The 21,517-nt window shown below is 60.4% G+C and carries 15 protein-coding genes; 11 read left to right on the top strand and 4 right to left on the bottom strand.

Features of this window, described 5'->3' with window-relative positions:
• The first annotated feature begins 12 nt into the window (after positions 1–12).
• The 10 genes from J5289_RS01370 to J5289_RS01325 all read left to right on the top strand — a co-directional run bounded on the left by J5289_RS01370 (position 13) and on the right by J5289_RS01325 (position 17,023).
• Positions 13–1,659, top strand: coding sequence for an ABC transporter substrate-binding protein (locus J5289_RS01370; RefSeq protein ID WP_209185361.1), 1,647 nt, complete (start codon positions 13–15; stop codon positions 1,657–1,659).
• Between the two features lie 18 nt (positions 1,660–1,677).
• The gene (locus tag J5289_RS01365; RefSeq protein ID WP_209185360.1) at positions 1,678–2,745 is read left to right on the top strand and encodes an ABC transporter permease; all 1,068 of its coding nucleotides are present in this window, start codon (positions 1,678–1,680) and stop codon (positions 2,743–2,745) included.
• Positions 2,742–3,677, top strand: a complete 936-nt coding sequence (locus J5289_RS01360) for an ABC transporter permease (protein WP_209185359.1) — start codon at positions 2,742–2,744, stop codon at positions 3,675–3,677. Before J5289_RS01365 ends, J5289_RS01360 begins: the two co-directional genes overlap by 4 nt.
• The gene (locus J5289_RS01355; protein ID WP_209187650.1) at positions 3,674–4,504 is read left to right on the top strand and encodes an ABC transporter ATP-binding protein; all 831 of its coding nucleotides are present in this window, start codon (positions 3,674–3,676) and stop codon (positions 4,502–4,504) included. The genes J5289_RS01360 and J5289_RS01355 overlap by 4 nt, the downstream gene beginning before the upstream one ends.
• A complete protein-coding gene (locus tag J5289_RS01350) occupies positions 4,501–5,250 on the top strand; it encodes an ABC transporter ATP-binding protein (RefSeq protein WP_209207497.1) in 750 nt (249 codons plus the stop codon). The genes J5289_RS01355 and J5289_RS01350 overlap by 4 nt, the downstream gene beginning before the upstream one ends.
• Before the next feature lie 151 nt (positions 5,251–5,401).
• On the top strand, positions 5,402–5,587 hold the full coding sequence (locus J5289_RS01345; protein ID WP_142824574.1) for a hypothetical protein: 186 nt from the start codon (positions 5,402–5,404) through the stop codon (positions 5,585–5,587).
• Positions 5,588–5,724: 137 nt separating this feature from the next.
• Complete coding sequence (locus tag J5289_RS01340; RefSeq protein WP_142824575.1) at positions 5,725–5,907, top strand: hypothetical protein; 183 nt, start codon at positions 5,725–5,727, stop codon at positions 5,905–5,907.
• 200 nt (positions 5,908–6,107) lie between these two features.
• Positions 6,108–6,806 (top strand): XRE family transcriptional regulator, encoded by a 699-nt coding sequence (locus tag J5289_RS01335; RefSeq protein WP_247749232.1) that lies wholly within the window; start codon positions 6,108–6,110, stop codon positions 6,804–6,806.
• Positions 6,807–7,212: 406 nt separating this feature from the next.
• The gene (locus J5289_RS01330; protein ID WP_209207498.1) at positions 7,213–15,714 is read left to right on the top strand and encodes a GH36-type glycosyl hydrolase domain-containing protein; all 8,502 of its coding nucleotides are present in this window, start codon (positions 7,213–7,215) and stop codon (positions 15,712–15,714) included.
• A gap of 97 nt (positions 15,715–15,811) precedes the next feature.
• Positions 15,812–17,023, top strand: coding sequence for an OpgC family protein (locus tag J5289_RS01325; protein ID WP_209185355.1), 1,212 nt, complete (start codon positions 15,812–15,814; stop codon positions 17,021–17,023).
• Positions 17,024–17,026: 3 nt separating this feature from the next.
• Here J5289_RS01325 and J5289_RS01320 read toward each other — a convergent pair whose 3' ends face one another.
• The 4 genes from J5289_RS01320 to J5289_RS01305 form a co-directional block, all read right to left on the bottom strand.
• A complete protein-coding gene (locus J5289_RS01320; protein WP_209185354.1) occupies positions 17,027–17,704 on the bottom strand; it encodes a GNAT family N-acetyltransferase in 678 nt (225 codons plus the stop codon).
• A gap of 72 nt (positions 17,705–17,776) precedes the next feature.
• Complete coding sequence (locus J5289_RS01315; protein ID WP_209207503.1) at positions 17,777–18,463, bottom strand: D-lyxose/D-mannose family sugar isomerase; 687 nt, start codon at positions 18,461–18,463, stop codon at positions 17,777–17,779.
• 36 nt (positions 18,464–18,499) lie between these two features.
• Positions 18,500–19,285, bottom strand: a complete 786-nt coding sequence (locus J5289_RS01310) for an SDR family NAD(P)-dependent oxidoreductase (RefSeq protein ID WP_209185353.1) — start codon at positions 19,283–19,285, stop codon at positions 18,500–18,502.
• Entirely contained in the window at positions 19,285–20,016 is a 732-nt protein-coding gene (locus J5289_RS01305) for a FadR/GntR family transcriptional regulator (protein WP_209185352.1), read from the bottom strand. Before J5289_RS01305 ends, J5289_RS01310 begins: the two co-directional genes overlap by 1 nt.
• A gap of 124 nt (positions 20,017–20,140) precedes the next feature.
• On the opposite strand from J5289_RS01305, the gene uxuA reads away from it, so the two are divergent.
• Positions 20,141–21,337: a mannonate dehydratase gene (uxuA, locus tag J5289_RS01300; protein WP_209207499.1), complete on the top strand. Its 1,197-nt coding sequence runs from the start codon at positions 20,141–20,143 to the stop codon at positions 21,335–21,337.
• Positions 21,338–21,517 lie beyond the last annotated feature (180 nt).

The following is a 21,517-nucleotide window of genomic DNA, read 5'->3' as shown; positions in this document are numbered from 1 at the left end:
GGGGAATAGAAAATGACCATCAGCACTATCCACCGCAACTTCCGCCTCCTTGCGGCAAGCGCTGCGTTTTCACTCGTCATCGCATCGGCGCCGGTCGCTTCCTTTGCGGCAACACCGAAGGATACGCTGGTCGAGGGCTTTGCTTTCGACGATATTATCAGCATGGACCCAGGCGAAGCTTACGAGCTTTCGACCGCCGAAATCACCGGGAATACCTATAGCCTTCTGGTCCGGCTCGACACAGCCGACACCACCAAGGTCAAGGGTGACCTGGCCGAGAGCTGGACAGTGTCCGACGACCACCTGACCTACACATTCAAGCTGAAGCCGGGTCTGAAATTCGCCTCAGGCAATCCGATCACTGCCGACGACGTCGCATGGTCGTTCGAGCGCGCAGTTAAGCTCGATAAGAGCCCCGCCTTCATCCTCACACAGTTCGGCCTGACCGGCGATAACGTCGCTACCAAGGCGAAGGCTGTAGACGCGACCACGTTTACCTTCACGGTCGACAAGGCCTATGCGCCGTCCTTCGTTCTCAATTGCCTGACGTCTACCGTCGCCAATGTCGTCGACAAGAAGCTCGTGCTCGACCACGTCAAGGCCGTCACCCCGTCGGCCGACTACAAGTACGACAATGATTTCGGCAACGAGTGGCTGAAGACCGGCTATGCGGGCTCCGGCCCCTTCAAGCTGCGTGAATGGCGCGCCAACGAAGCGATCGTGCTGGAACGCAACGATAATTACTACGGTGAAAAGCCGAAGCTTGCCCGCGTCATCTATCGATTCATGAAAGAAAGCTCCGGCCAGCGGCTGGCACTCGAGAACGGCGACATCGATGTTGCCCGCAACCTCGAGCCGGGCGATCTCGATCAACTGACCAAGGAAGGCAAGGTATCCGTGACCAATGCTCCGAAGGGCACGGTCTATTACATCAGCCTCAACCAAAAGAACCCGAACCTTGCCAAGCCAGAAGTCCAGGAAGCATTCCGCTACCTGATCGACTATGATGCCATCGGCAAGACGCTGATTAAAGGTGTCGGCGAAATCCGCCAGACGTTCGAGCCGAAGGGCGTGCTCGGCGCGCTCGAGGAAAAGCCGTTCACGCTGGATGTTGCCAAGGCCAAGGAACTGCTGGCCAAGGCAGGCCTCAAGGATGGCTTCACGGTCACCATGGACGTGCGCAACATCGAGCCGATCACCGGCGTTGCCCAGTCGATCCAGCAGACGCTGGGACAGGCCGGCATCAAGCTCGAGATCATTCCCGGCGACGGCAAGCAGACCCTGACCAAATATCGTGCCCGCAACCACGATATCTACATCGGCAACTGGGGCATGGATTACTGGGATCCGAATTCCAACGCGGAAACCTTCACCACCAATCCGGACAATTCCGACGACGGCAAGACCAAGACGCTAGCCTGGCGCAACACGTTCGTTACTCCCGAGCTCGACAAGATCACCCGGGCTGCCCTGTTCGAGCCAGATGCCACCAAGCGCGCTGCGATGTACCAGGACGTGCAGAAGAAATTCCTGCACAACAGCCCGTTTGCGATCCTCTTCCAGCAGATCGAAGTCGCCGCCTACAAGAAGGACCTGAAGGGCTTTGCGCTTGGTCCGAGCTTCGACACCAACTTCGTCTGGCCGATATCGAAGGAGTAGTCTGGAAGGATTGGTCCCTTGAGTACAGTTGAACGCAGGATGGAGGTGCGGCCCGCGACTGGCCGCACCATGTCCATCGTAAAGGCCGTGCTACGCTTCGTCGGCATCGCCATCACCACCTATCTCGGTCTTCTGGCCGTAACCTTCTTCATCGGCCGCGTGGTGCCGATCGACCCGGTTCTCGCTATCCTCGGCGACCGGGCGCCGGCGCATGTCATCGAGCGGGTGCGGCGTGAGCTCGGCCTCGACCTGCCGCTCTACGAGCAGTTCTACATCTATCTGAAGGGTGTGCTGTCCGGCGATTTCGGCACCTCGGTGCTGACGACCAATCCCGTCATGACCGATATCCGTCGCGCCTTTCCGGCCACGCTCGAATTGGCGACGCTCGGCACGATCATCGGTTCGGTGATCGGCGTGCCGCTCGGCGTGCTGGCCGCTGTGCGCCGTGGCAGCCTGATCGACCAGCTGGTGCGCGTCATCGGGCTCGTCGGTTATTCCGTGCCGATCTTCTGGATGGCGCTGATTTCGCTGGTGATCTTCTACGCCAAGCTGAAATGGGTAGCCTTTCCCGGCCGCATCGATATCACCTACGAATATACGTTCACGCCGATCACAGGCCTGTTCCTGCTCGATTCCGCCTTGCAGGGCGAATGGGACGTCTTCGCTGATGTCTTCCGCCACATCATCCTGCCGGCATCCCTGCTCGGCTATTTCTCGCTGGCCTATATCAGCCGCATGACGCGCAGCTTCATGCTGAACGAGCTCGGCCAGGAATATATCGTCGCAGTGCGGGCCAAGGGCCTCTCCGAAACCCGGGTCATCTGGGCGCACGCGCTGCGAAACGCAGCGGTCCCGCTGGTGACAGTCATCGCGCTCTCCTATGCCGGCCTGCTCGAGGGGTCGGTGCTGACCGAAACCGTGTTCTCCTGGCCGGGCATCGGCTTCTACATCACAAACTCGCTGCAGAACGCCGACATGAACGCCGTGCTTGGCGGCACCATCGTCATCGGCACGGTGTTCATCGGTATCAATCTTTTGTCCGACATTCTCTACCGAACACTAGACCCAAGGACACGACGCCAATGACGGGTCCAACCTCACCAACAGCGCCACTCACCCGCCGCCAATGGCTGCTCTCCGACCGGCCGCAATCGCGGCTGCAGGCGAGGCTTGGCCGCGCCTATATCACCTGGCGGCAGTTTTCCGCCAACCATCTGGCGGTGCTCGGCCTGGTAATTATCCTTGGCCTGTTGTTCATTGCCGTCTTTGCCGATGTGATCGCCACCAAGTCGCCTGTTATCGGCGATCTCGCCAATGCCCGGCTGCTGCCGCCCGGTGCCCAGGGCTATCTGCTCGGCACTGACGACCAGGGACGCGATATCTTTTCGCGGATCATGCACGGCTCGCGTCTGACGTTGCTGGTGATTGTGCTTGTCGCCATCATTTCGGCACCAATCGGGCTGCTGATCGGTACGGTGTCCGGTTATGTCGGCGGCTGGCTGGATGCGGTGCTGATGCGTATCACCGATATTTTCCTCGCCTTTCCGAAGCTTGTGCTGGCGCTCGCCTTTGTCGCGGCCCTCGGCCCCGGTATCCAGAACGCCATCATCGCCATCGCCATCACCTCCTGGCCACCCTATGCCCGTATTGCCCGGGCCGAGACGATGACGGTGCGGCGCTCCGACTATATTTCAGCCGTCCGGCTGATGGGCGCCTCGCCGCTGCGGATTATTTTTCGCCATGTCATGCCGCTCTGCATCTCGTCGCTGATCGTGCGGGTGACGCTCGATATGGCTGGCATCATCCTCACCGCAGCCGGCCTAGGCTTCCTCGGTCTCGGCGCTCAACCGCCGCTGCCTGAATGGGGCGCGATGATCGCTTCCGGCCGCCGCTTCATCCTCGACCAGTGGTGGGTGGCGGCAATGCCTGGCTTTGCCATCCTGATCGTCAGTCTCGGCTTCAATCTGCTCGGCGACGGTTTGCGCGATGCCCTCGATCCGCAGGAGAGTGGCCGATGACCATGCTGACAGTCGACAATCTGAAGGTCAGCTATCCGACCCGCACCGGCGTGATCGAGGCCGTGCGCGGTGTTTCCTTCACTCTCGGCCGCGAGCGGCTCGGCATTGTCGGCGAAAGCGGCTCCGGCAAGTCGCAGACCGGCCGCGCCATCATGGGCCTCACCCAGTCGCACGGGATCGTCACCGCCGATACTTTGAATTTCAACGGTATAGACTTGTTGAAAGCCTCGCTCAAGGAGCGACGTGCGTTGCGCGGCAAGCGGATCGCCATGGTGTTGCAGGACCCGAAGTATTCGCTCGATCCCGTCATGACGATCGGCAGGCAGGTTTGCGAGACCTTGCGCACGCATGAGCGCGTCAGCAAGGCGGAGGCCCGCGACCGGGCGCTCGCCATGCTGGAAGCAGTGCAAATCCGGGAGCCGCAACGGGTTTTCGACCTTCATCCGCACGAGGTCTCCGGCGGCATGGGGCAGCGGGTGATGATCGCCATGATGCTGATTGCCGGCCCGGAATTGCTGATCGCCGATGAACCGACCTCGGCGCTCGACGTCACAGTGCAACTCGATGTCCTTCGCATCATGGACAAGCTGGTATCCGAGCGCGGCATGGGGCTGATTTTCGTATCGCACGACCTGCGGCTGGTGTCTTCGTTCTGTGATCGCGTCATCGTCATGTACGCCGGCAAAATCGTCGAGGAATTGCCGGCGTCCGAACTGCGCAATGCCCAGCATCCTTACACGCGGGGCCTGCTGAACTGCATGCCCGTCATCGGCGAGGATCGCCATCCGCTGCCGGTGCTCGAGCGCAAGCCGGAGTGGGCGCTATGACCACCACTCTGTCTATCAACGATCTCAGCGTCATCTATGACGGTTACTACGCACTGAACGCCGTCAGCATCTCCATCGACAAAGGCCAGTCTTTCGGGCTGGTGGGCGAATCGGGCTCCGGAAAATCGACGCTTCTGCGTGCCGTCGCGGGCCTGGCACCGGTCAGCGAAGGCACGATCCGCATCGACGGCGAAACCCTAAAGGGCGCAAAGCGTAGCAAGAGCTTCTACCGCGAGGTGCAGATGGTGTTTCAGGACCCTTACGGGTCGCTGCATCCGCGCCAGACGATCGACCGGCTGCTTCTCGAACCCTTGCTGATCCATGGGATAGACGATGGCGAACGGCGCATTACACGGGCGCTCGACGAAGTCGGCCTCGGTGCCGGATTTCGCTTCCGCTATCCACACCAGCTCTCGGGCGGTCAACGCCAGCGGGTGGCGATTGCCAGGGCCCTGATCGTCGAGCCGTCGATTTTGCTGCTGGATGAGCCTACCTCCGCACTCGATGCTTCCGTGCAGGCGGAGGTGCTCAATCTTCTCGAGCAGATCCGTCGCGATCGCAATCTGACCTTCGTGATGGTGAGCCATGATCTCGGCGTCGTCACCCACATGTGCGACCGGCTTGCCGTCATGCAGAACGGCTTCGTGGTCGAGCGGCTTGCCTCGGTCGATCTTGCTGCAGGCCGCGTCTCGGAAGAGTACACACGCAATCTCATGGTTGCCAGCAAGGGTTTCGCCCGGGCTTAAGTCTCTGTTTTTATGTGTATATTTTTTGATTATGGTTAATGGATGGTTTAAACACGACCAACGCCATAGACTATTGACAGCTGCCGCATTTCTGTCATGATCTCGTTAACGGCGGTTAACTTTCGTGATCGCCAAGGTCTGGAGGTGCAGTATGTTTTTCATGGGTGGCATGACCCTTGGTTACCTTCACCCGCCCGTCCGGGCAAAGCGCATCGAAGCCGGTGCTTCCGTGGCTGACGAGGAAACCGCTGTCACACAGCGCCAGCAGTTGGCGCCGACAGTCGTCGACGGAGCCATTGAGCGGACCCTGCTCTGGGCTCGTCGCATTCTTTGCTAATTCTCTGTTTTGACCCTCGTGAAGATTAATTTTTTCACTCCGGGGCAGAGGGCGGAAATCCATCTCTCCCAATGCGACGATCAATCCCCGATAACAGCTGCTCGCGCTTGAGCGCAACTTTCTAACGGAGGCAGCATATGGCAAATATAGGCCTGTCGAATGCGTCTGTAGACGAGCTTGGTCCGTCTTCCGAGCGACGCCGGCTTGCGGTCACGGCCGGTATCTCCAAACGGCGCCGGTGGGAGACAGTCCTGCATGTGGTGCTTTTTGCTGCCGCGTTCGCGTTTGTTGCTGCCATGGTGTGCGGCGTCGGGACCTGATCGTTTTCCACGCGGATTGCGGTCCTGTCGTCTATGCAAGACGGATTTGATTTCGACATTCAATACGATTGAAAACGGCGGCCACATCGGCCGCCGTTTTGTTGTTAAGTCCATGCCGACTCAGAAATTCTGACTATGCCCGATAGCAAGCATTTGCCGAAACAAGTAAGCTTGGATGTCGAGCAGCATGGGATATTCGGATGGAAAACAACAAAGCGACGCGCAAGAGCGTCGAGGCGACCGTAACGTCGAGTAAAACAATCCCAGCCAAGCCGATCCTGAAGCAGGATCCGCATTCCCTGCGCGACCCCAAGGAAAATAATCTCGAAGTGGCCATCGGCCGCGAGGTCCGTGCTTTCCGCAAAACCCTCGGCATTACCGGCGCCGATCTGGCTTCCGCCACCGGCATCTCGCTCGGCATGCTGTCGAAGATCGAAAACGGCAACACCTCGCCGTCACTGACGACGCTCCAGTCGCTGGCTGCCGCACTGGGCGTTCCCGTCACCGCCTTTTTCCGCCGGTTTGAAGAGGTGCGCAATGCGGTTTTCGTCAAGGCGGGGGAGGGGCTGGAGATCGAGCGGCGCGGCACGCGTGCCGGGCACCAGTACAACCTGCTCGGCCATATCGGCAACAGTGCCAGCGGCCTGCAGGTCGAGCCGTACCTCATCACCTTGACCGCTGATTCAGATGTCTTTCCGGCCTTCCAGCACGACGGCCTGGAACTTATCTACATGCTCGAGGGTGAGGTGAAGTACCGCCATGGCGACAAGCTCTATACGATGCTGCCGGGCGACAGCCTTTTCTTCGATGCCGACGCGCCGCACGGTCCGGAGGTTCTGATCACCCTGCCGATCCGCTTCCTGTCAATTATTTCCTATCCCGAGAGGAACGGTGTATAGGCCCGGCGGCTGTCCTGAACAATCTCGGGCGTCAGTTCAGTTTAAGTTCATCTTTGCCGGCCTATGGGAGTAGGCACGTCTCACGCTGGCTTCCAGCCGGCGAGATTCGCGGTGCAATTTGGGGAATGTATGATGAATTTGATCGCCTTGATGTAATCTTGCCGCCGCGCTCACTTGATTTATATTGAGTGCTTCCAAGGTTTCATGGAGCGGGTGAACCACGGCGCGATGCCGTCGGCTCATGAGGTCCGTGAAAATCTCCGCCGAATTTGGTCATGCAGCGGTAAAGTTGCCATTTGCAAATACCTGGCGCCTGGTGGGCTTCGGGATTTGAACTCAGAATGGTGATCGCGCTTATGGCTCTGTCGGCGAATGCTCTTTACTCCGTTTGGATCCAGACCGCCCCATGTCAGCTGAAATTTCCCCGACCCCTTCGCCGCGCGCTCCTGAAGCAAAGCTTGTCGATCTCAACGATTCGATACGCGCAAGCTTCCTGTCCAACGACCAGCTGAGGGAGTGCGGCGAGGCCTTCGCACGTGACGGCGCCGATACGCTGCCGAATTTCAAGCCCTTCGAATTCTTCGCCCGCCATCGTGAGAACGAAACGGAAATCCTGCGCGTCTATCGCGCGGCTGCGGCGGATGTCGAGGCAGGCCAGTCCATCACGCCGGCGGCCGAATGGCTCCTGGACAATCACTACATCGTCGAAGAAGCAATCCAGGAAGTTCGACGGGATTTTCCGAAGAAATTCTATCGCCAGCTGCCGACTATGACCATTCAGGGCATGGTCATGCCACGCGCGCTCGCCGTGGCCTGGCTCTATGTCGCCCATACCCATAGCCAGATCTCCTACAAGGGCCTGATGGCCATCGTCGATGGTTTCCAGGAGCACGAGATCTTCAAGATCGGCGAGCTCTGGGCGCTGCCGTCGCTGGTGCGTTACGCGCTGGTCGACAACCTGCGTCGCATCTCGATCCGGGTCGAGCACAGCCGCCGCATGCGCGGCAAGGCGAACGAGGCAGCTGACGAACTGATCCGGCTCGCCGAGCCTGCAAAATGCGCAGAATATCTGAAATCGCTGGAGCCGTTGACGAAGGATAATACCTTTGCGACGCAGTTCCTCTACCGCCTGCGCGACGGATCGCAGACATCGAGCCTCGCTATCGACTGGCTCGAGCAGCGGATGGCGGCAGCCGGTACCGATTCCGAAGAAGTCATGATGGCCGAGCACACGCGGCTTGCCGCCGGCAATGCCACCATGGGGCATATCATCCGCAGCCTGCGCGAAATCGATGACACAGAATGGTCTGTCTGGGTCGAGGAGGTCAGTCAGGTCGACAAGCTGCTCTGGACAGAGACCGACTATGGCGCCCTCGATGCCGGGTCGCGCAACAAATATCGCAAGCAGATCGAAAAGCTCGCGCGCCGGTCTGACAAGACCGAAATCGAAATCGCCCAGATTGCCATCGACATGACGGCTGCGGCCAAGGCGTCGGCCGAGCCCCAGTCTCACGAGCCGAACGTCGGCGGCTTCCTCGTCGGTACACAGCGCATGAAGCTGGAAGAGGCTATCCACTACAAGCCACTGCCGGTGCAGCATTTTGTCCGCCAAGTCCGCAGACTTCGCTGGTTTGCAATCGCCGGCCCGGTCGTGCTGTTGACCATTCTTGCCATGGCTATTGTCGGCACCTTCATGGTACGCGCCGGCATGGGTGCGGCCGAGACCATCGTCCTGCTGCTAATGTTCTCGCTGCCTGCCTCCGAAGGCGCCACGGGGCTCTTCAACACCCTCATCACCCTTTTCGTAACGCCGGTGCGGCTTGTCGGATACGAATTCAAGGAGGGCATCCCCGAAGACGCCCGCACCCTGGTCGTCGTCCCGACGCTGATCTCCAATCGCGACAGCGTCGACGAACTGGTGCGCAATCTCGAGGTCCACTATCTCGCCAACCCGCGCGGCGAAATCTACTTCGCGCTGCTCAGCGACTGGCCGGACAGCAAGGTCGAGGAGACGCCGGCCGATCTGGAAGTGCTGGATTATGCGCGCCGCGAAATCGGCAACCTGTCACAGCGCTACAATTTCGACGGCAAGACTCGGTTCTACCTGCTGCACCGTCGTCGCCTCTACAATCCTGCCGAAGACGTCTGGATGGGCTGGGAGCGCAAGCGTGGCAAGCTGCACGAGTTGAACCTGCTGCTGCGGGGTGACCGCGACACGACATTCCTTCCCGGCGCCAATGTCATTCCGAAGGACATCCAGTATGTCATGACGCTGGATTCCGACACGCGCCTGATGCGCGATACCGTGACAAAGCTCGTCGGCAAGCTCTACCATCCGATCAACCGGCCTGTGGTCGATCCGGAAACCAAGCGCGTCATCAGCGGCTACGGTGTTCTCCAGCCGCGCGTCACGCCGTCACTGACGACGGGCAAGGACGCGTCCGTCTTCCAGCGCGTCTTTTCGATCAATCGCGGCCTCGACCCTTACGTCTTCACCGTTTCCGACGTCTACCAGGATCTGGCTGGCGAGGGCACGTTCACGGGCAAGGGCCTCTATCACGTCGACGCCTTCGAAAATGCCCTGCGTGGCAAGATCGATGAAAACTCCGTTCTCAGCCACGATCTGCTTGAAGGCTCGATGGCGCGCTGCGCTCTCGTCACCGACTGCGAACTCGTCGAAGACTACCCGATCCGCTATGAGGTCGAGGTTTCGCGTCAGCACCGCTGGGCGCGTGGCGACTGGCAGCTGCTGCCGTACATCTTCAATCCCTCGCGCGGCATTACCGGCCTCGGACGCTGGAAGATGTTCGACAACCTGCGCCGCTCGCTGACGCCGATCGCATGGTTCTTCGCGTCCGTGCTCGGCTGGTATCTGATGGCGCCGTTCTCGGCGCTGATCTGGCAGATCGTGCTGATCTTCTGCCTCTTCGTCGCCCCGACGCTCGGCCTTATCAACGGCATCATCCCTCGCACCAGCGATATCGTCGCCCGCGCTCACCTCTATACCGTCTGGACTGATATCCGCGATGCCAATGCCCAGGTGGCGCTGCGCATCGTGTTCCTGGCGGATTCTGCCTGCGGCATGGCAGACGCCATTGGCCGGTCCATCTACCGCACCTTCGTCAGCCGCAAGCTCATGCTGCAGTGGCGTACGGCTGCAAGCGCCCAAGCTGCGGCCCAGACGACCATTCTTGGCCACTACAAGGTCATGTGGCAGGCGCCAGTTCTGGCGGTGCTCGCCCTCGGGCTTGCCGCACTCAGCGGCAGCAACGCCTATCTGGTCGGCATCCCCTTTGTCGTCCTCTGGGTCCTGTCGCCGGCCGTCGCCTACTATGTCAGCCAGTCGGCGGAAACCGAAGACCAGCTGCATGTCTCCGAGCATGTGTCGACTGAGTTGCGCAAGATTGCGCGCCGCACCTGGCGCTATTTCGAGGCCTTCGTCGTCGAGCAGCAGAACTTCCTGCCGCCGGACAACGTCCAGCAGACGCCGCACGCCGTGGTTGCCCCGCGTACCTCGCCTACCAATATCGGCGTCTATCTCCTGTCGGTCGTGTCAGCCCGTCATTTCGGCTGGCTGTCGTTCGAGGAGACAATCACCCGTCTCGAGCAGACGATCGCCACCGTCGATCGGATGGAAAAATACCGCGGTCACCTGCTCAACTGGTATCATACGGATACGCTGAAGACGCTTGGGCCGCGCTATGTCTCGGCCGTGGACAGTGGTAACCTTGCCGGACACCTGATCGCGGTTTCCTCGGCATGCCGTATCTGGGCAGAAGCACCGTCGGCGCATATGCAGGGCAATCTCGATGGCGTCGGTGATGTCTCCGGCGTCCTCCAGGAAATCCTCGCCGATCTTCCCGACGACCGCAAGACCGTGCGGCCGCTCCGCCGCCGTCTCGAAGAGCGCATCATCGGCTTCCAGAATGCGCTGGCGGCGGTCAAGCGCGAACATGAGTTCGCCTCGATCCGCGTCATCAACCTTGCCGTGCTCGCGCGCGACATCAAGAAGCTCGCGGCCAATCTCGATCATGAGGTCAAGTCGCCGCAGAGTGCTGAAGTCATTCGCTGGTCGGAATCGCTGATCCAGGTCTGCGAAGCCCATATTGCCGACAGCGTCTTCGACCTCTCCAATGTCGAGGCACTGCGCCAGCGGCTGATCAACCTGCGCGATCGCACCCGCGATATCGCCTTCTCGATGGATTTTGCCTTCCTTTTCCGCCCGGAACGGCGCCTGCTGTCGATTGGCTACCGTGTCGAAAGCGGCGAGCTCGATGCTGCCTGCTACGATCTGCTGGCTTCGGAAGCTCGCCTTACCAGCCTCTTTGCCATCGCCAAGGGCGACCTGCCGACGGAGCACTGGTATCGTCTCGGCCGTCAGGTCGTGCCGGTCGGCTCGCGTGGTGCGCTGGTGTCGTGGTCGGGCTCGATGTTCGAATACCTGATGCCGCCGCTGGTCATGCAGGAGCGCCAAGGGGGTATTCTCAACCAGACGAACAACCTGATCGTCATCGAGCAGATGAACTACGGCCGTCGCCTCGGCGTGCCGTGGGGTATCTCGGAAGCGGCTTTCAACGCCCGCGACCATCAGATGAACTATCAGTACACCAACTTCGGCGTGCCCTCGCTTGGCCTGAAGCGTGGTCTCGGACAGAATGCCGTCATCGCGCCCTATGCCTCGTTGCTGGCCGCCATGTACGATCCGGAGGCAGCGCTCGAAAACCTCAACCGACTGCGCAAGGTCGGCGCTCTCGGCATGTACGGCTTCCACGATGCCGTCGATTTCACGCCGACCCGCGTCCCGGACGGCAAGAAGTTCGCGATCGTCTACAATTATTATGCCCACCATCATGGCATGTCGATCGCAGCCGTCGCCAACGTTGCATTCAACGGCAGGCTTCGCGAGCTGTTCCACGCCGATCCTGTCATCGAGGCCGCCGAACTGCTGCTTCAGGAAAAGGCACCGCGCGACATCCCGGTCATGGCCGCCAAGCACGAGACCGATGCTCCGGCCAACATCCAGGAAGACCTGCTGAAGGCGGAAGTCCGTAAGATCAGCAATCCTGCGCGCCAGGACCGTGAAATCGCCCTTCTGTCGAACGGCCATTATTCCGTCATGCTGACCGCGACAGGTTCAGGCTACTCGCGCTGGAACGGTCTTGCCGTTTCTCGCTGGAAGCCCGATCCGACGGAGGATCGCTGGGGCACTTTCATATTCCTGCGCGATACGGTCTCCCACCAGTGGTGGTCGGCGACATCTGAGCCGCGCAGCATCGAGGGCGAGAAGGCCAGCGTCATCTTCAGCGACGACAAGGCCGAGTACAGCAAGACGGTTGGGGAGCTGACCTCCGACGTCGAGTGCATCATCGCCACCGACCACGATGCCGAAGGTCGGCGCGTCACTCTGCACAATGCTGGTTCCGAAGATCGCTTCATCGAAGTGACGTCCTATCTCGAGCCCGTCATCGCCAACGAGGATGTCGACGCAGCCCATCCGGTCTTTGCCCGGATGTTCGTCAAGACCGAAATCGGCGAACTTGGCGATGTCATCCGCGTCGAGCGCAACAAGCGCGATCCAAACGAACCGGATATGACGATGGCCCACATGGTCGTCGACAATGCTGGCTCCGAACGACCGACCGAATTCGAAACCGATCGTCGTCGCTTCATCGGACGCGGCCGCAGCCTCGGGGAAGCCGCCGCCTTCGACCCTGGCACAAGCCTCTCCGGCACCGATGGATTTACGCTCGACGCCTGCCTTTCGCTGCGCCGTGTCATCCGCGTTCCGGCCGGCAAGAAGGTCAGCGTCATCTTCTGGACGATCGCTGCCCCGAACCGCGAAGATATCGACAGGGCTGTCGAGCGCTTCCGCAATCCCGATGCATTCGGTCAGGAAATGGTTCATGCCTGGACCCGGACACAGGTTCAGATGCGCCAGATCGGCGTGACTTCGCAACATGCGAAGATATTCCAGCATCTGGCCCGTTATCTGGTTTATCCGGATATGCACCTGAGGGCCGAGGCAGCCGTGGTCCACGCAGGGCTGCAGCCGCAGTCGGCGCTGTGGCCGCTGGCGATCTCCGGCGATCACCCGATCTTCACGCTGCGCATCAACGACGATATCGATCTCGAAATCGCCAAGGAAGCGCTGAGTGCCCAGGAATATCTACGTTCGCGCGGCATCATCGCCGATCTGGTGATCATGAACGAGCGGGCTGCGTCCTATGCGCAGGACATGCAGCACGATCTGGATGCGCTTTGCGAATCCGTCCGCCATTCGAGCCAGGGCGAAGGCTTGCGCCCGCATATCTTTGCAGCGCGCAAGGACCTGATGGAGCCTGAAACCTACCAGGCAGTGCTGGCGGCATCGCGCGTCGTCTTCCATGCCCGCAACGGGACGATCGTCGACCAGATCACCCGTGCGCCTTCGCTTGCGACCTCGACGCATACAAGTGAACCTGAAATGCGGCGTACTACCGTGGTTGCCACGACGACGCAGCCAGTTTCGGCGCCGGCTTCGATGGTAGACAAGGGCGATCTGGACTTCTGGAACGGCTATGGTGGCTTCTCCAGCGACGGCCGCGAATATGTCGTGCGCCTGTTCGGTGGCCAGTCGACGCCGCAGCCGTGGATCAACGTCATATCCAACGAGAATTTCGGCTTCCACGTCGCAGCCGAAGGTGCTGCCTTCACATGGAGCGCGAACTCTCGCGACTACCAGCTGACCTCCTGGTCCAACGACATGGTCATCAACCGTCCGGGCGAGGCGCTCTATGTCGCCGATCTCGTCAGCGGTGCTGTCATGACGCCCTATGCGGCCCTGTCGCGCCGTCCATCCGCTGCATTCGAAGCCCGTCACGGCCTTGGCTATTCGGTCTTCACCAGCGTGCAGGACGAAATCTCGCTTGAAGTCACCCAGACGGTCGACCGGACGCGTCCTGTCAAGATGACACGCCTGCGGCTGCGCAACGAGGGCACGACGGTTCGCCGCCTGCGTCTCTACAATTATGCAGAATGGGTTCTCGGCAACAATCCGCGCAAGACGGGGCCGTTCATCCTGTCTTCGCAGGATGCCGAGACCGGAGCGCTGTTTGCGAGCAACCCCTACAGCATCGACTATTCGCGTCATGTCGCCTTCATGGCTTCCAGCGAAACGGCCGGTAGCATCTCCTCCAGCCGCCGTGAGTTCATCGGTCGGGCCGGTTCGATCCAGCTGCCGCAGGCTGTCGTCTCTGGTGCCGTCCTATCCGGCTCACTCGATCTCGAGGGCGACCCGTGCGCCGCGATGGCCATCGATGTGACGCTGGAGGCTGGCGAACAGCGGGATATCTGCTTCTACATGGGCGATACTGCATCCACTGAGGAGGCTCGCGCTCTCGTGGCGGCAATCCGGTCGGAGAGCTTCGACGACCTGCTCGAGGCCAGCAAGACCTTCTGGAACGGATTCACAGGTCGGCTGCAGATCTCGACGCCTGACAAGGCGATGAACAACATGGTCAATGCCTGGCTCCCCTATCAGAGCCTCGGTTGCCGCATCATGGCACGCACCGCTTTCTATCAGGCGAGCGGCGCCTTCGGCTTCCGCGACCAGTTGCAGGATACGCTGGCGTTCCTGACGCATTCGCCGGAGCTTGCCCGTAAGCAGATCCTCAATGCTGCCTCGCGCCAGTTTCACGAAGGCGATGTCCAGCATTGGTGGCTGCCGGGAACAGGCGCCGGCGTCCGGACCCATATCTCGGACGACGTGGTCTGGCTCGCCTACGCGATCAACCAGTACTGCACCGTGACCGGCGACCGGGCACTGCTCGACGAAGAACTTGCCTTCGTAGAGGGCGCTTCCCTGACATCGGGGATGCACGATGCCTTCTACAAGCCGGAGGTTTCTTCGGACAAGGTCAGCCTCTACGAACATGCGGCGCTGGCCCTCGACCTTGCTATCCGTCGCAAGGGCGGAAACGGCTTGCCGCTGATCCTCGGTGGCGACTGGAACGACGGCATGAACCGCGTCGGCATGCTCGGCCGTGGTGAAAGCACGTGGCTCGGTTGGTTCCTGGCGGGTACGCTGACATCCTTCATCCCTTACGCCGAAGCCCGTGGCGACAGCGAGCGGGTTGCACGCTGGTCGGCCCATCTGCCGGAACTGAAGAAGGCGTTGGAAACGGCAGGCTGGGATGGCGGTTACTATCGTCGTGGCTATTTCGATGACGGCACACCGCTCGGTTCGAACGAGAACTTCGAATGCCAGATCGATTCGATTGCCCAATCCTGGAACATCCTGTCCGGCGAAGGCGACCGGGCTCGTGGTGAAAAAGCCATGGATGCCGTTCTCGAGCGGCTGGTGGATGACGACAAGGGCATTATCCGGCTGTTTACACCGGCATTCGCCAAGTCGCCACGCGATCCCGGCTACATCCGGTCCTATCCGCCGGGCGTTCGCGAAAACGGCGGGCAGTATACCCATGCCGCGACGTGGGTTGTCCTGGCGCTGGCTGAGATGGGTCGTGGTGACGATGCGTGGCGTTGCTTCAACCTGCTCAATCCCGTCAACCACGCTCTGGACAAGGCTGCGAGCGACCAATACCGGGTCGAACCCTACGTGGTTGCTGCCGATATCTACGGCGAAGGACAGTTGGCCGGACGTGGCGGCTGGAGCTGGTACACCGGCTCTGCGGGCTGGATGTACCGTGTCGCCATCGAAGGTTTGTTGGGGATCCGTGTCGCCAATGGTCACCTTCACGTGAAGCCCGCCTTGCCCTCGGCATGGGACGGCTTTACGGCTGAACTTGATCTTTCAGACACAAAATATCGCATTTCGGTCTCAAAACCGTCCAATGCGGAAGGCTACCTTGTCACTATCAACGGCACGGAGATCGCCAATCCCGACGCAGGATTCGCGATCGGCCAATAGTCACTCTTTTTTGAACCGACTCGAATTGACGAAGGCGGCCAAAAGGGGGAACCCTTTGGCCGCCTTCGCGTTTCAAGCCCGAACAGGAGAGAACCTGATGGCTCCCAATCTCAGGACAAATCCGTTGTCGACGGGAAAAACAGGCCCACAAGCGGTTGCCGGAGGGCGCGATACCAGACTCGACGTGCTGCGAGCGCTGGCGTTGATCGCAATCTTCATCAATCACGTACCAGGACAGATCTTCGAAAATCTGACGACCAAGAATTTTGGTTTCTCTGATTCGGCTGAGGCTTTTGTTCTGATTTCGGGTATCTCCATAGCGCTTGCCTACGGCGGGCGCTTCGTCGTGGGCAACAGGCTGGCGGCTTCCTATAAGGCTATTAGGCGCGCTGGAACGCTATACATGGCCCACATGATCACAACGTTCATGACCATCGGCCTGTTCATCACCGGAGCCTGGCTGTTCAGCCGCCCGGGCCTTCTGTGCGAGATCAACATCCTGCCTGTGCTGACCAACCTCACGGCAGGTATTCCATCGCTGCTGCTGCTGGGTCACCAGATCGGATATAACAACATCCTGCCCATGTACGGCGCATTGCTGTTGATGGTGCCTGCGATCCTCTGGCTCGAGGCGCTCAGCCCGAAGCTGTTGTTGCTGATTTCGGCAACCGTCTGGATGGCAGCCGGCGTCTACCAGATCGCGCCTCACAACTTCCTGCTTCCAGGCTTCTGGTTCCTTAATCCCCTGTCCTGGCAGTTCCTGTTCGTCATCGGCATTGTCTGCATGATGCACGTTCGTCGCGGCGGAAAGCTGCCGCAGCATCCGGCGCTGTTTGGCCTCGCCGCCGGCTATGTCGCGCTGTCCTTCGTCTGGGTGACCTTCAAGCTCTGGGTTTTGGGCGAGTTCCTGGCCTCGACAAGACTACCGCCGGTCATCATCGGCTTCGACAAGACATTCCTGTCGCTGCCGCGACTGCTGCATGTGCTGGCCTTGGCTTATCTGGTGATCAACATCCCCGCCATCTCGCGCTGGCTGCGTTTGTCTTCAGACAATCCTTTGACAGTGCTTGGCCGCCACTCGCTGAACATCTTCGCGGCCGGCACCATCCTGGCGATGACGGGTCAGGTGCTGCTTTATGTTACCAACAACGACCATGTCGTCGGCCCGCTGTTCGTCGTGTTCGGCATCGTGGTACAGTTTTATTATGCCGACCATCTGGAGACCAAGCGTCTCGCAGAGCGGGATCGGTCGAGGGGCATTACTCCCGCTGTAGCGATGGCTCTTCCGGCGAGGCGCGATCCGCGCTGATAATCAGCCGGCTCGAAACTCCTCGAGCCGGCGTTTTTGTTTTCCAGCAGCGTCGAAATTATCCGGGTCGAGCCAGGCTATGTAGGCCTTGCGCAATGCCGGCCATTCCTTATCGATGATTGAATACCAAGCCGTGTCGCGGTTCTCGCCCTTCACCACCAGATGCTGGCGAAAAATGCCCTCGAACTGAAAGCCAAATCGCTCGGCGGCCCGCTTTGAAGGATCGTTGCGGTTGTTGCATTTCCACTCGTAGCGGCGGTAGCCGAGCTCGTCGAAGATATAGCTGGCAAACAGGAAGAACGCCTCGGTGGCTGCCGGCTTGCGCGAAACGAGCGGCCCCCAGTAGATATTGCCGATCTCGATCACACCGGGTGCCGGTTCGATCCGCATCAAGGCCTGGCGCCCGGCGACCTTGCCGCTTGCCTCGTCGATCAATGTGAAAAAGAGCGGATCGTTGTTTGTTTCGGCATTGTCGAGCCACGGCTGGAATGCTGCCCGGTTTTCCGGAGGATAATCCGGCAACCATGCAAATCGACTGTCGATGTCCGATACCGCTGAGGCCTCGTACAGGCCATCGCCATGCTGCGCGGCATTGAGGGGCTCCAGGCGGACGTAGCGGCCCTGGAGGATCTTTCGCTCCGGACGCGGGCGCGGCTGCCAGTTTTGTAAATTCTCGGACATGTAGCGCCTCCATCCTAAGCTTAGACTTCAACGATCGATAGCGTCAGCCATCGTAGAAATCAATTTTGTCGTTCAGCGCAGCCAGGTCGCATAGTCCGAAACAAGCAGATGGAGCGGCGCCTCGTCCTCTTCTATCCCGTAAAAGCGCGACACGGCGGGATCGTCGAAGATGTTGTCCGTGGCATCGTCGTTGACAGTCGAGACTTCGGCGACGAAGACATCGCCGTCTTCGGCCCAGAAGGCATGCCAGTCGCCCGGCATCAGCGTCACGCTCTCGCCGGGCGCAAGCCTCAGCTTTTCGCCGGCGGCAAGCGTCCGTAACAGGCCATCGCAGAAAACCTGCGTGCCCTTGGTGCGGTCGCAGTGCCCGTCGGTATCGCCGAACAGTTCGATCACCAGGGTGCCGCCACCGCGATTGATGATGTCCTCGGCCTTTAGCACATGGGTGTGGCTCGGCGTCACCTGGCCGTTGCGGGAAATCATAGCCTTCTCGGCGTAGAGCATCCCGCGTCCCTTTTGCAGATCCGCAAACCTGCCATTGCGGGCAGTGAACAGGAAGAGACCGGATCTGGAGAAATCCCCAAGCCCGAAGTCGGTGATATCCCAGCCGAGGTTGGCATCGACGATATTGCCGATTTCGGCCTTGCGCGCCTGCATCTCGCTTGGCGACCACCTGGCAAAAGGCGGCAGGATGTAGCCGAACGAGCGCATGAACGCCTCGGCATCGCGGATGATCCTGTTGATTTCGCTGCGTTTCATCGATGCTGTCATAGTGTGTCTCCGCCTGCCTGATGATTACTTGACGCCGATGCCGGCCGTCAGGCCGCCGTCGATGCGGTGGTCGGAGCCGGTGATGAACGCCGCCTTGTCGGAGGCGAGGAAGGCCGCCAGGGCCGCCACCTCTTCCGGTTCGCCGATACGACCGAGCGGATGGGCTTCGCCGAAGCGACGGAACGCATCGTCGATATCGGCATCCGGTCCGCCGAAAGTCCGGGCTGCGAGTTCGAGAATGGGCGTACGCACCGAACCGGGACTGATGGAGACAACGCGGATCCGGTCAGCGGCAAAGTCCAGTGCCATGGCGCGCGTCATGGCGTGGATTGCACCCTTGGACGCGACATAGGCGGAGACGCCCTGCTGGCAGGCGTGACCCTGGACGCTGGACAGGTTTACAATCGCCCCGCCACCGCGTTTGCGCATTTCCGGCACGCCAAACTGCGCGGTGAGGTGGATCGAGCCGACATTCACCGCCATGCAGCGCATGAAGATCTGGAAGGATGTCTCCGTCGCATCGCCATAGGGGTGAACGGCTGCCGCGTTGACGATGATATCGAGGCCACCGAAGCGGGATACGGTTTCCGTCACGGCGGTGCCTACCATCTCTGGGATAGAGGCATCTGCGGTGAGGACGATAAGCGACAGCTGTTCGGCGTCTGCCAAGCCTTGCAGCTCGATATTTGCCGCCGCGTCGATCCCGACGGCTGCGACCGCTGCCCCCTCGCGGGCGAGATGCAGGGCCACGGCGCGGCCAATGCCGGTGGTTCCTGTGACGAGCGCTACCTTGTTAGTAAACTCTGGCATTATCGGCGTCCTTTACGCGGCATGCTGCGATTGGCGGTCGGCGTCGCTCGCGGCGCCTCGGGAATGAATTGGAGACCGGCGTCGAGATGTCGGTCCATATGGTAGGAAAAGGCGATACGGTTGCGATGGCGCAGGGCGGCAACAATGTCCGCATGCTCGCTGACCACGGCTTCCAGCGTCAGCCGCTGCGATTTGCCGGCCATCATCAGGCGCTGGATGACCGGCCGCAACATGCCGTAGGTTTCCGACAGAGTGCGGTTGCCGGCGGCATCGACCAACAGGGTGTGAAACTGGAAATCGCACTCGGAGGCCTGCTCGGCGTTTTCGGATGTAAGGATGGTCTGGTTGAGCGCGTCCATTTCATCCAGCATTCCGGGCGTCAGGCGTTGCATGAGCGGGTCGAACAGGTTCATTTCGGTCAGCCGGCGATAGCCCTGAATATCGCGAAAGGCATCGACTGACACATCCATCGCGAATGCGAACAGCCGCTGCATGGCGTGCTGGTGCTGGTCGGTCAGAACGGCGCCGATCTTCTGTCGCGATTCGGCGACGCCATAGGCTTTCAGCGTCCGGAATGCTTCGCGTACGGTATTGCGGCTGGAGGCGAACTGCACGGCCAGTTCCGCTTCTCCCGGCAAGATGTCGCCGACGCCCATGCCGCGTTCGCGGATCATCTCGCGGATCTGGCGGACCACGTCGTCGACGGCCGAAGCCCTGCTACCGTCCTCCATGCTTGTCCCTCACTCCTCACCGTTACCAAGATTATTATGTTGGGCTTAAAGTCGCAATATGCGATCTCGACTTGTCATTTGAAATATTCTTGCTTTAATTGCCCAACATTACGTGGAGGAAGACATGCTGCAAAGTTGGCGCTGGTTCGGGCCGGAAGATCCCGTGACCCTATCTCACGCACGGCAGGCGGGCGCCCATGGCGTCGTGACGGCTTTACATCACATCTATGACGGTCGCGTCTGGACGCCGGACGATATCGCGGAGCGGATGGCGCTGGTGAAAAAGGCCGGAATGGTCTGGTCTGTCTGCGAATCCATTCCGGTCAACTCCGCCATCAAGCTGCGCAATCAGAACTGGCGGCGTTATGTCGACGCCTGGAAAGAGAGCCTGGCCAATCTCGGCAAAGGTGGCGTTCCCGTCGTCTGCTACAATTTCATGCCGGTCGTCGACTGGACGCGCACGAACTTGCTCTTTCCGACCGAGGCGGGAGGCTTTGCGCTACGCTTCGACATGGTGGATTTTGCCGCTTATGACCTGTTCGTGCTGAAGCGGCGCGGGGCAGAAGACAGCTATGCAGTCGATATCGTCGAGGCTGCCCGCCTCCGTCATGAGGCGATGACGGATACTGACATCCTGACGCTCGAGAAGAACATCATTGCCGGCCTGCCGGGTGGGGAGGACAGCCATACCCGCGAAACCATTCGCGGCCAGATCGCGTCCTATGACGACCTTTCCTCGGATGATATGCGCGCCAATCTGGTCGAATTCCTGCGCGAGGTCGTGCCGGTCGCGGCAGAAAATGGCGTCAGGCTCGCGATCCATCCCGACGACCCGCCGTTTTCACTGTTCGGCCTGCCGCGCGTTGTCTCACAGGCCGAGGATATCCAGACCCTTCTCGATGCCGTCGATGAACCCGCCAACGGCATCACGCTATGCGCCGGCTCCTACGGCTCGCGCGCCGGCAACGATGTGGTCGGCCTCGCATCCCGTTTCGCCCAGCATATTCATTTCGCCCACTTGCGAAACGTTAGCAAGGAAGCCGACGGGTCCTTCGTCGAATCCGAACATCTCGGTGGCGACGTCAACATGGTGTCGCTGATTTCCGTGCTGCGCGGCGAGGAGCGTCGGCGTCTGGCCACCGGGCGCAGCGACTGCGTCATTCCGATGCGTCCCGACCATGGGCATCTACTGATCGACGACCAGGAGAAAATCGTCAATCCGGGCTATTCCTGCATCGGACGGCTGAAGGGGCTGGCGGAGCTTCGAGGCGTGATTGCAGCGGTCGACCAATTGCAGGGCGCACCGTCCCCCGTGGCCTGATAGAGAGACCGGCGACGGCACCGCTTGCCCGACGGGCGGTGCCGTTTAAGGCCGGTCAACGCCCCGATGTCGTTCACGAAAGCGGGTGGCTCAAGATTGGTGCAATCGGCGATCTGCACTCCGCATAGCCATACGAATTGGCTTATACAATCCACCACGATCCAGTAATCTGGTGGTTGA

Source organism: Rhizobium sp. B230/85 (assembly GCF_019355735.1).
In the GTDB taxonomy this organism is placed as follows: domain Bacteria; phylum Pseudomonadota; class Alphaproteobacteria; order Rhizobiales; family Rhizobiaceae; genus Rhizobium; species Rhizobium rhododendri.
This window is presented reverse-complemented; position numbering and strand designations above follow the sequence as displayed.

What these genes read in the sequence shown, in the direction of transcription:
- J5289_RS01370 (WP_209185361.1), top strand. Translation starts at nt 13, where the DNA reads ATGACCATCAGCACTATCCACCGCAACTTCCGCCTCCTTGCGGCAAGC.
- J5289_RS01360 (WP_209185359.1), top strand. Translation starts at nt 2,742, where the DNA reads ATGACGGGTCCAACCTCACCAACAGCGCCACTCACCCGCCGCCAATGG.
- J5289_RS01355 (WP_209187650.1), top strand. Translation starts at nt 3,674, where the DNA reads ATGACCATGCTGACAGTCGACAATCTGAAGGTCAGCTATCCGACCCGC.
- J5289_RS01350 (WP_209207497.1), top strand. Translation starts at nt 4,501, where the DNA reads ATGACCACCACTCTGTCTATCAACGATCTCAGCGTCATCTATGACGGT.
- J5289_RS01345 (WP_142824574.1), top strand. Translation starts at nt 5,402, where the DNA reads ATGTTTTTCATGGGTGGCATGACCCTTGGTTACCTTCACCCGCCCGTC.
- J5289_RS01340 (WP_142824575.1), top strand. Translation starts at nt 5,725, where the DNA reads ATGGCAAATATAGGCCTGTCGAATGCGTCTGTAGACGAGCTTGGTCCG.
- J5289_RS01335 (WP_247749232.1), top strand. Translation starts at nt 6,108, where the DNA reads ATGGAAAACAACAAAGCGACGCGCAAGAGCGTCGAGGCGACCGTAACG.
- J5289_RS01330 (WP_209207498.1), top strand. Translation starts at nt 7,213, where the DNA reads ATGTCAGCTGAAATTTCCCCGACCCCTTCGCCGCGCGCTCCTGAAGCA.
- J5289_RS01325 (WP_209185355.1), top strand. Translation starts at nt 15,812, where the DNA reads ATGGCTCCCAATCTCAGGACAAATCCGTTGTCGACGGGAAAAACAGGC.
- J5289_RS01320 (WP_209185354.1), bottom strand. Translation starts at nt 17,704, where the DNA reads ATGTCCGAGAATTTACAAAACTGGCAGCCGCGCCCGCGTCCGGAGCGA.
- J5289_RS01315 (WP_209207503.1), bottom strand. Translation starts at nt 18,463, where the DNA reads ATGAAACGCAGCGAAATCAACAGGATCATCCGCGATGCCGAGGCGTTC.
- J5289_RS01310 (WP_209185353.1), bottom strand. Translation starts at nt 19,285, where the DNA reads ATGCCAGAGTTTACTAACAAGGTAGCGCTCGTCACAGGAACCACCGGC.
- J5289_RS01305 (WP_209185352.1), bottom strand. Translation starts at nt 20,016, where the DNA reads ATGGAGGACGGTAGCAGGGCTTCGGCCGTCGACGACGTGGTCCGCCAG.
- uxuA (WP_209207499.1), top strand. Translation starts at nt 20,141, where the DNA reads ATGCTGCAAAGTTGGCGCTGGTTCGGGCCGGAAGATCCCGTGACCCTA.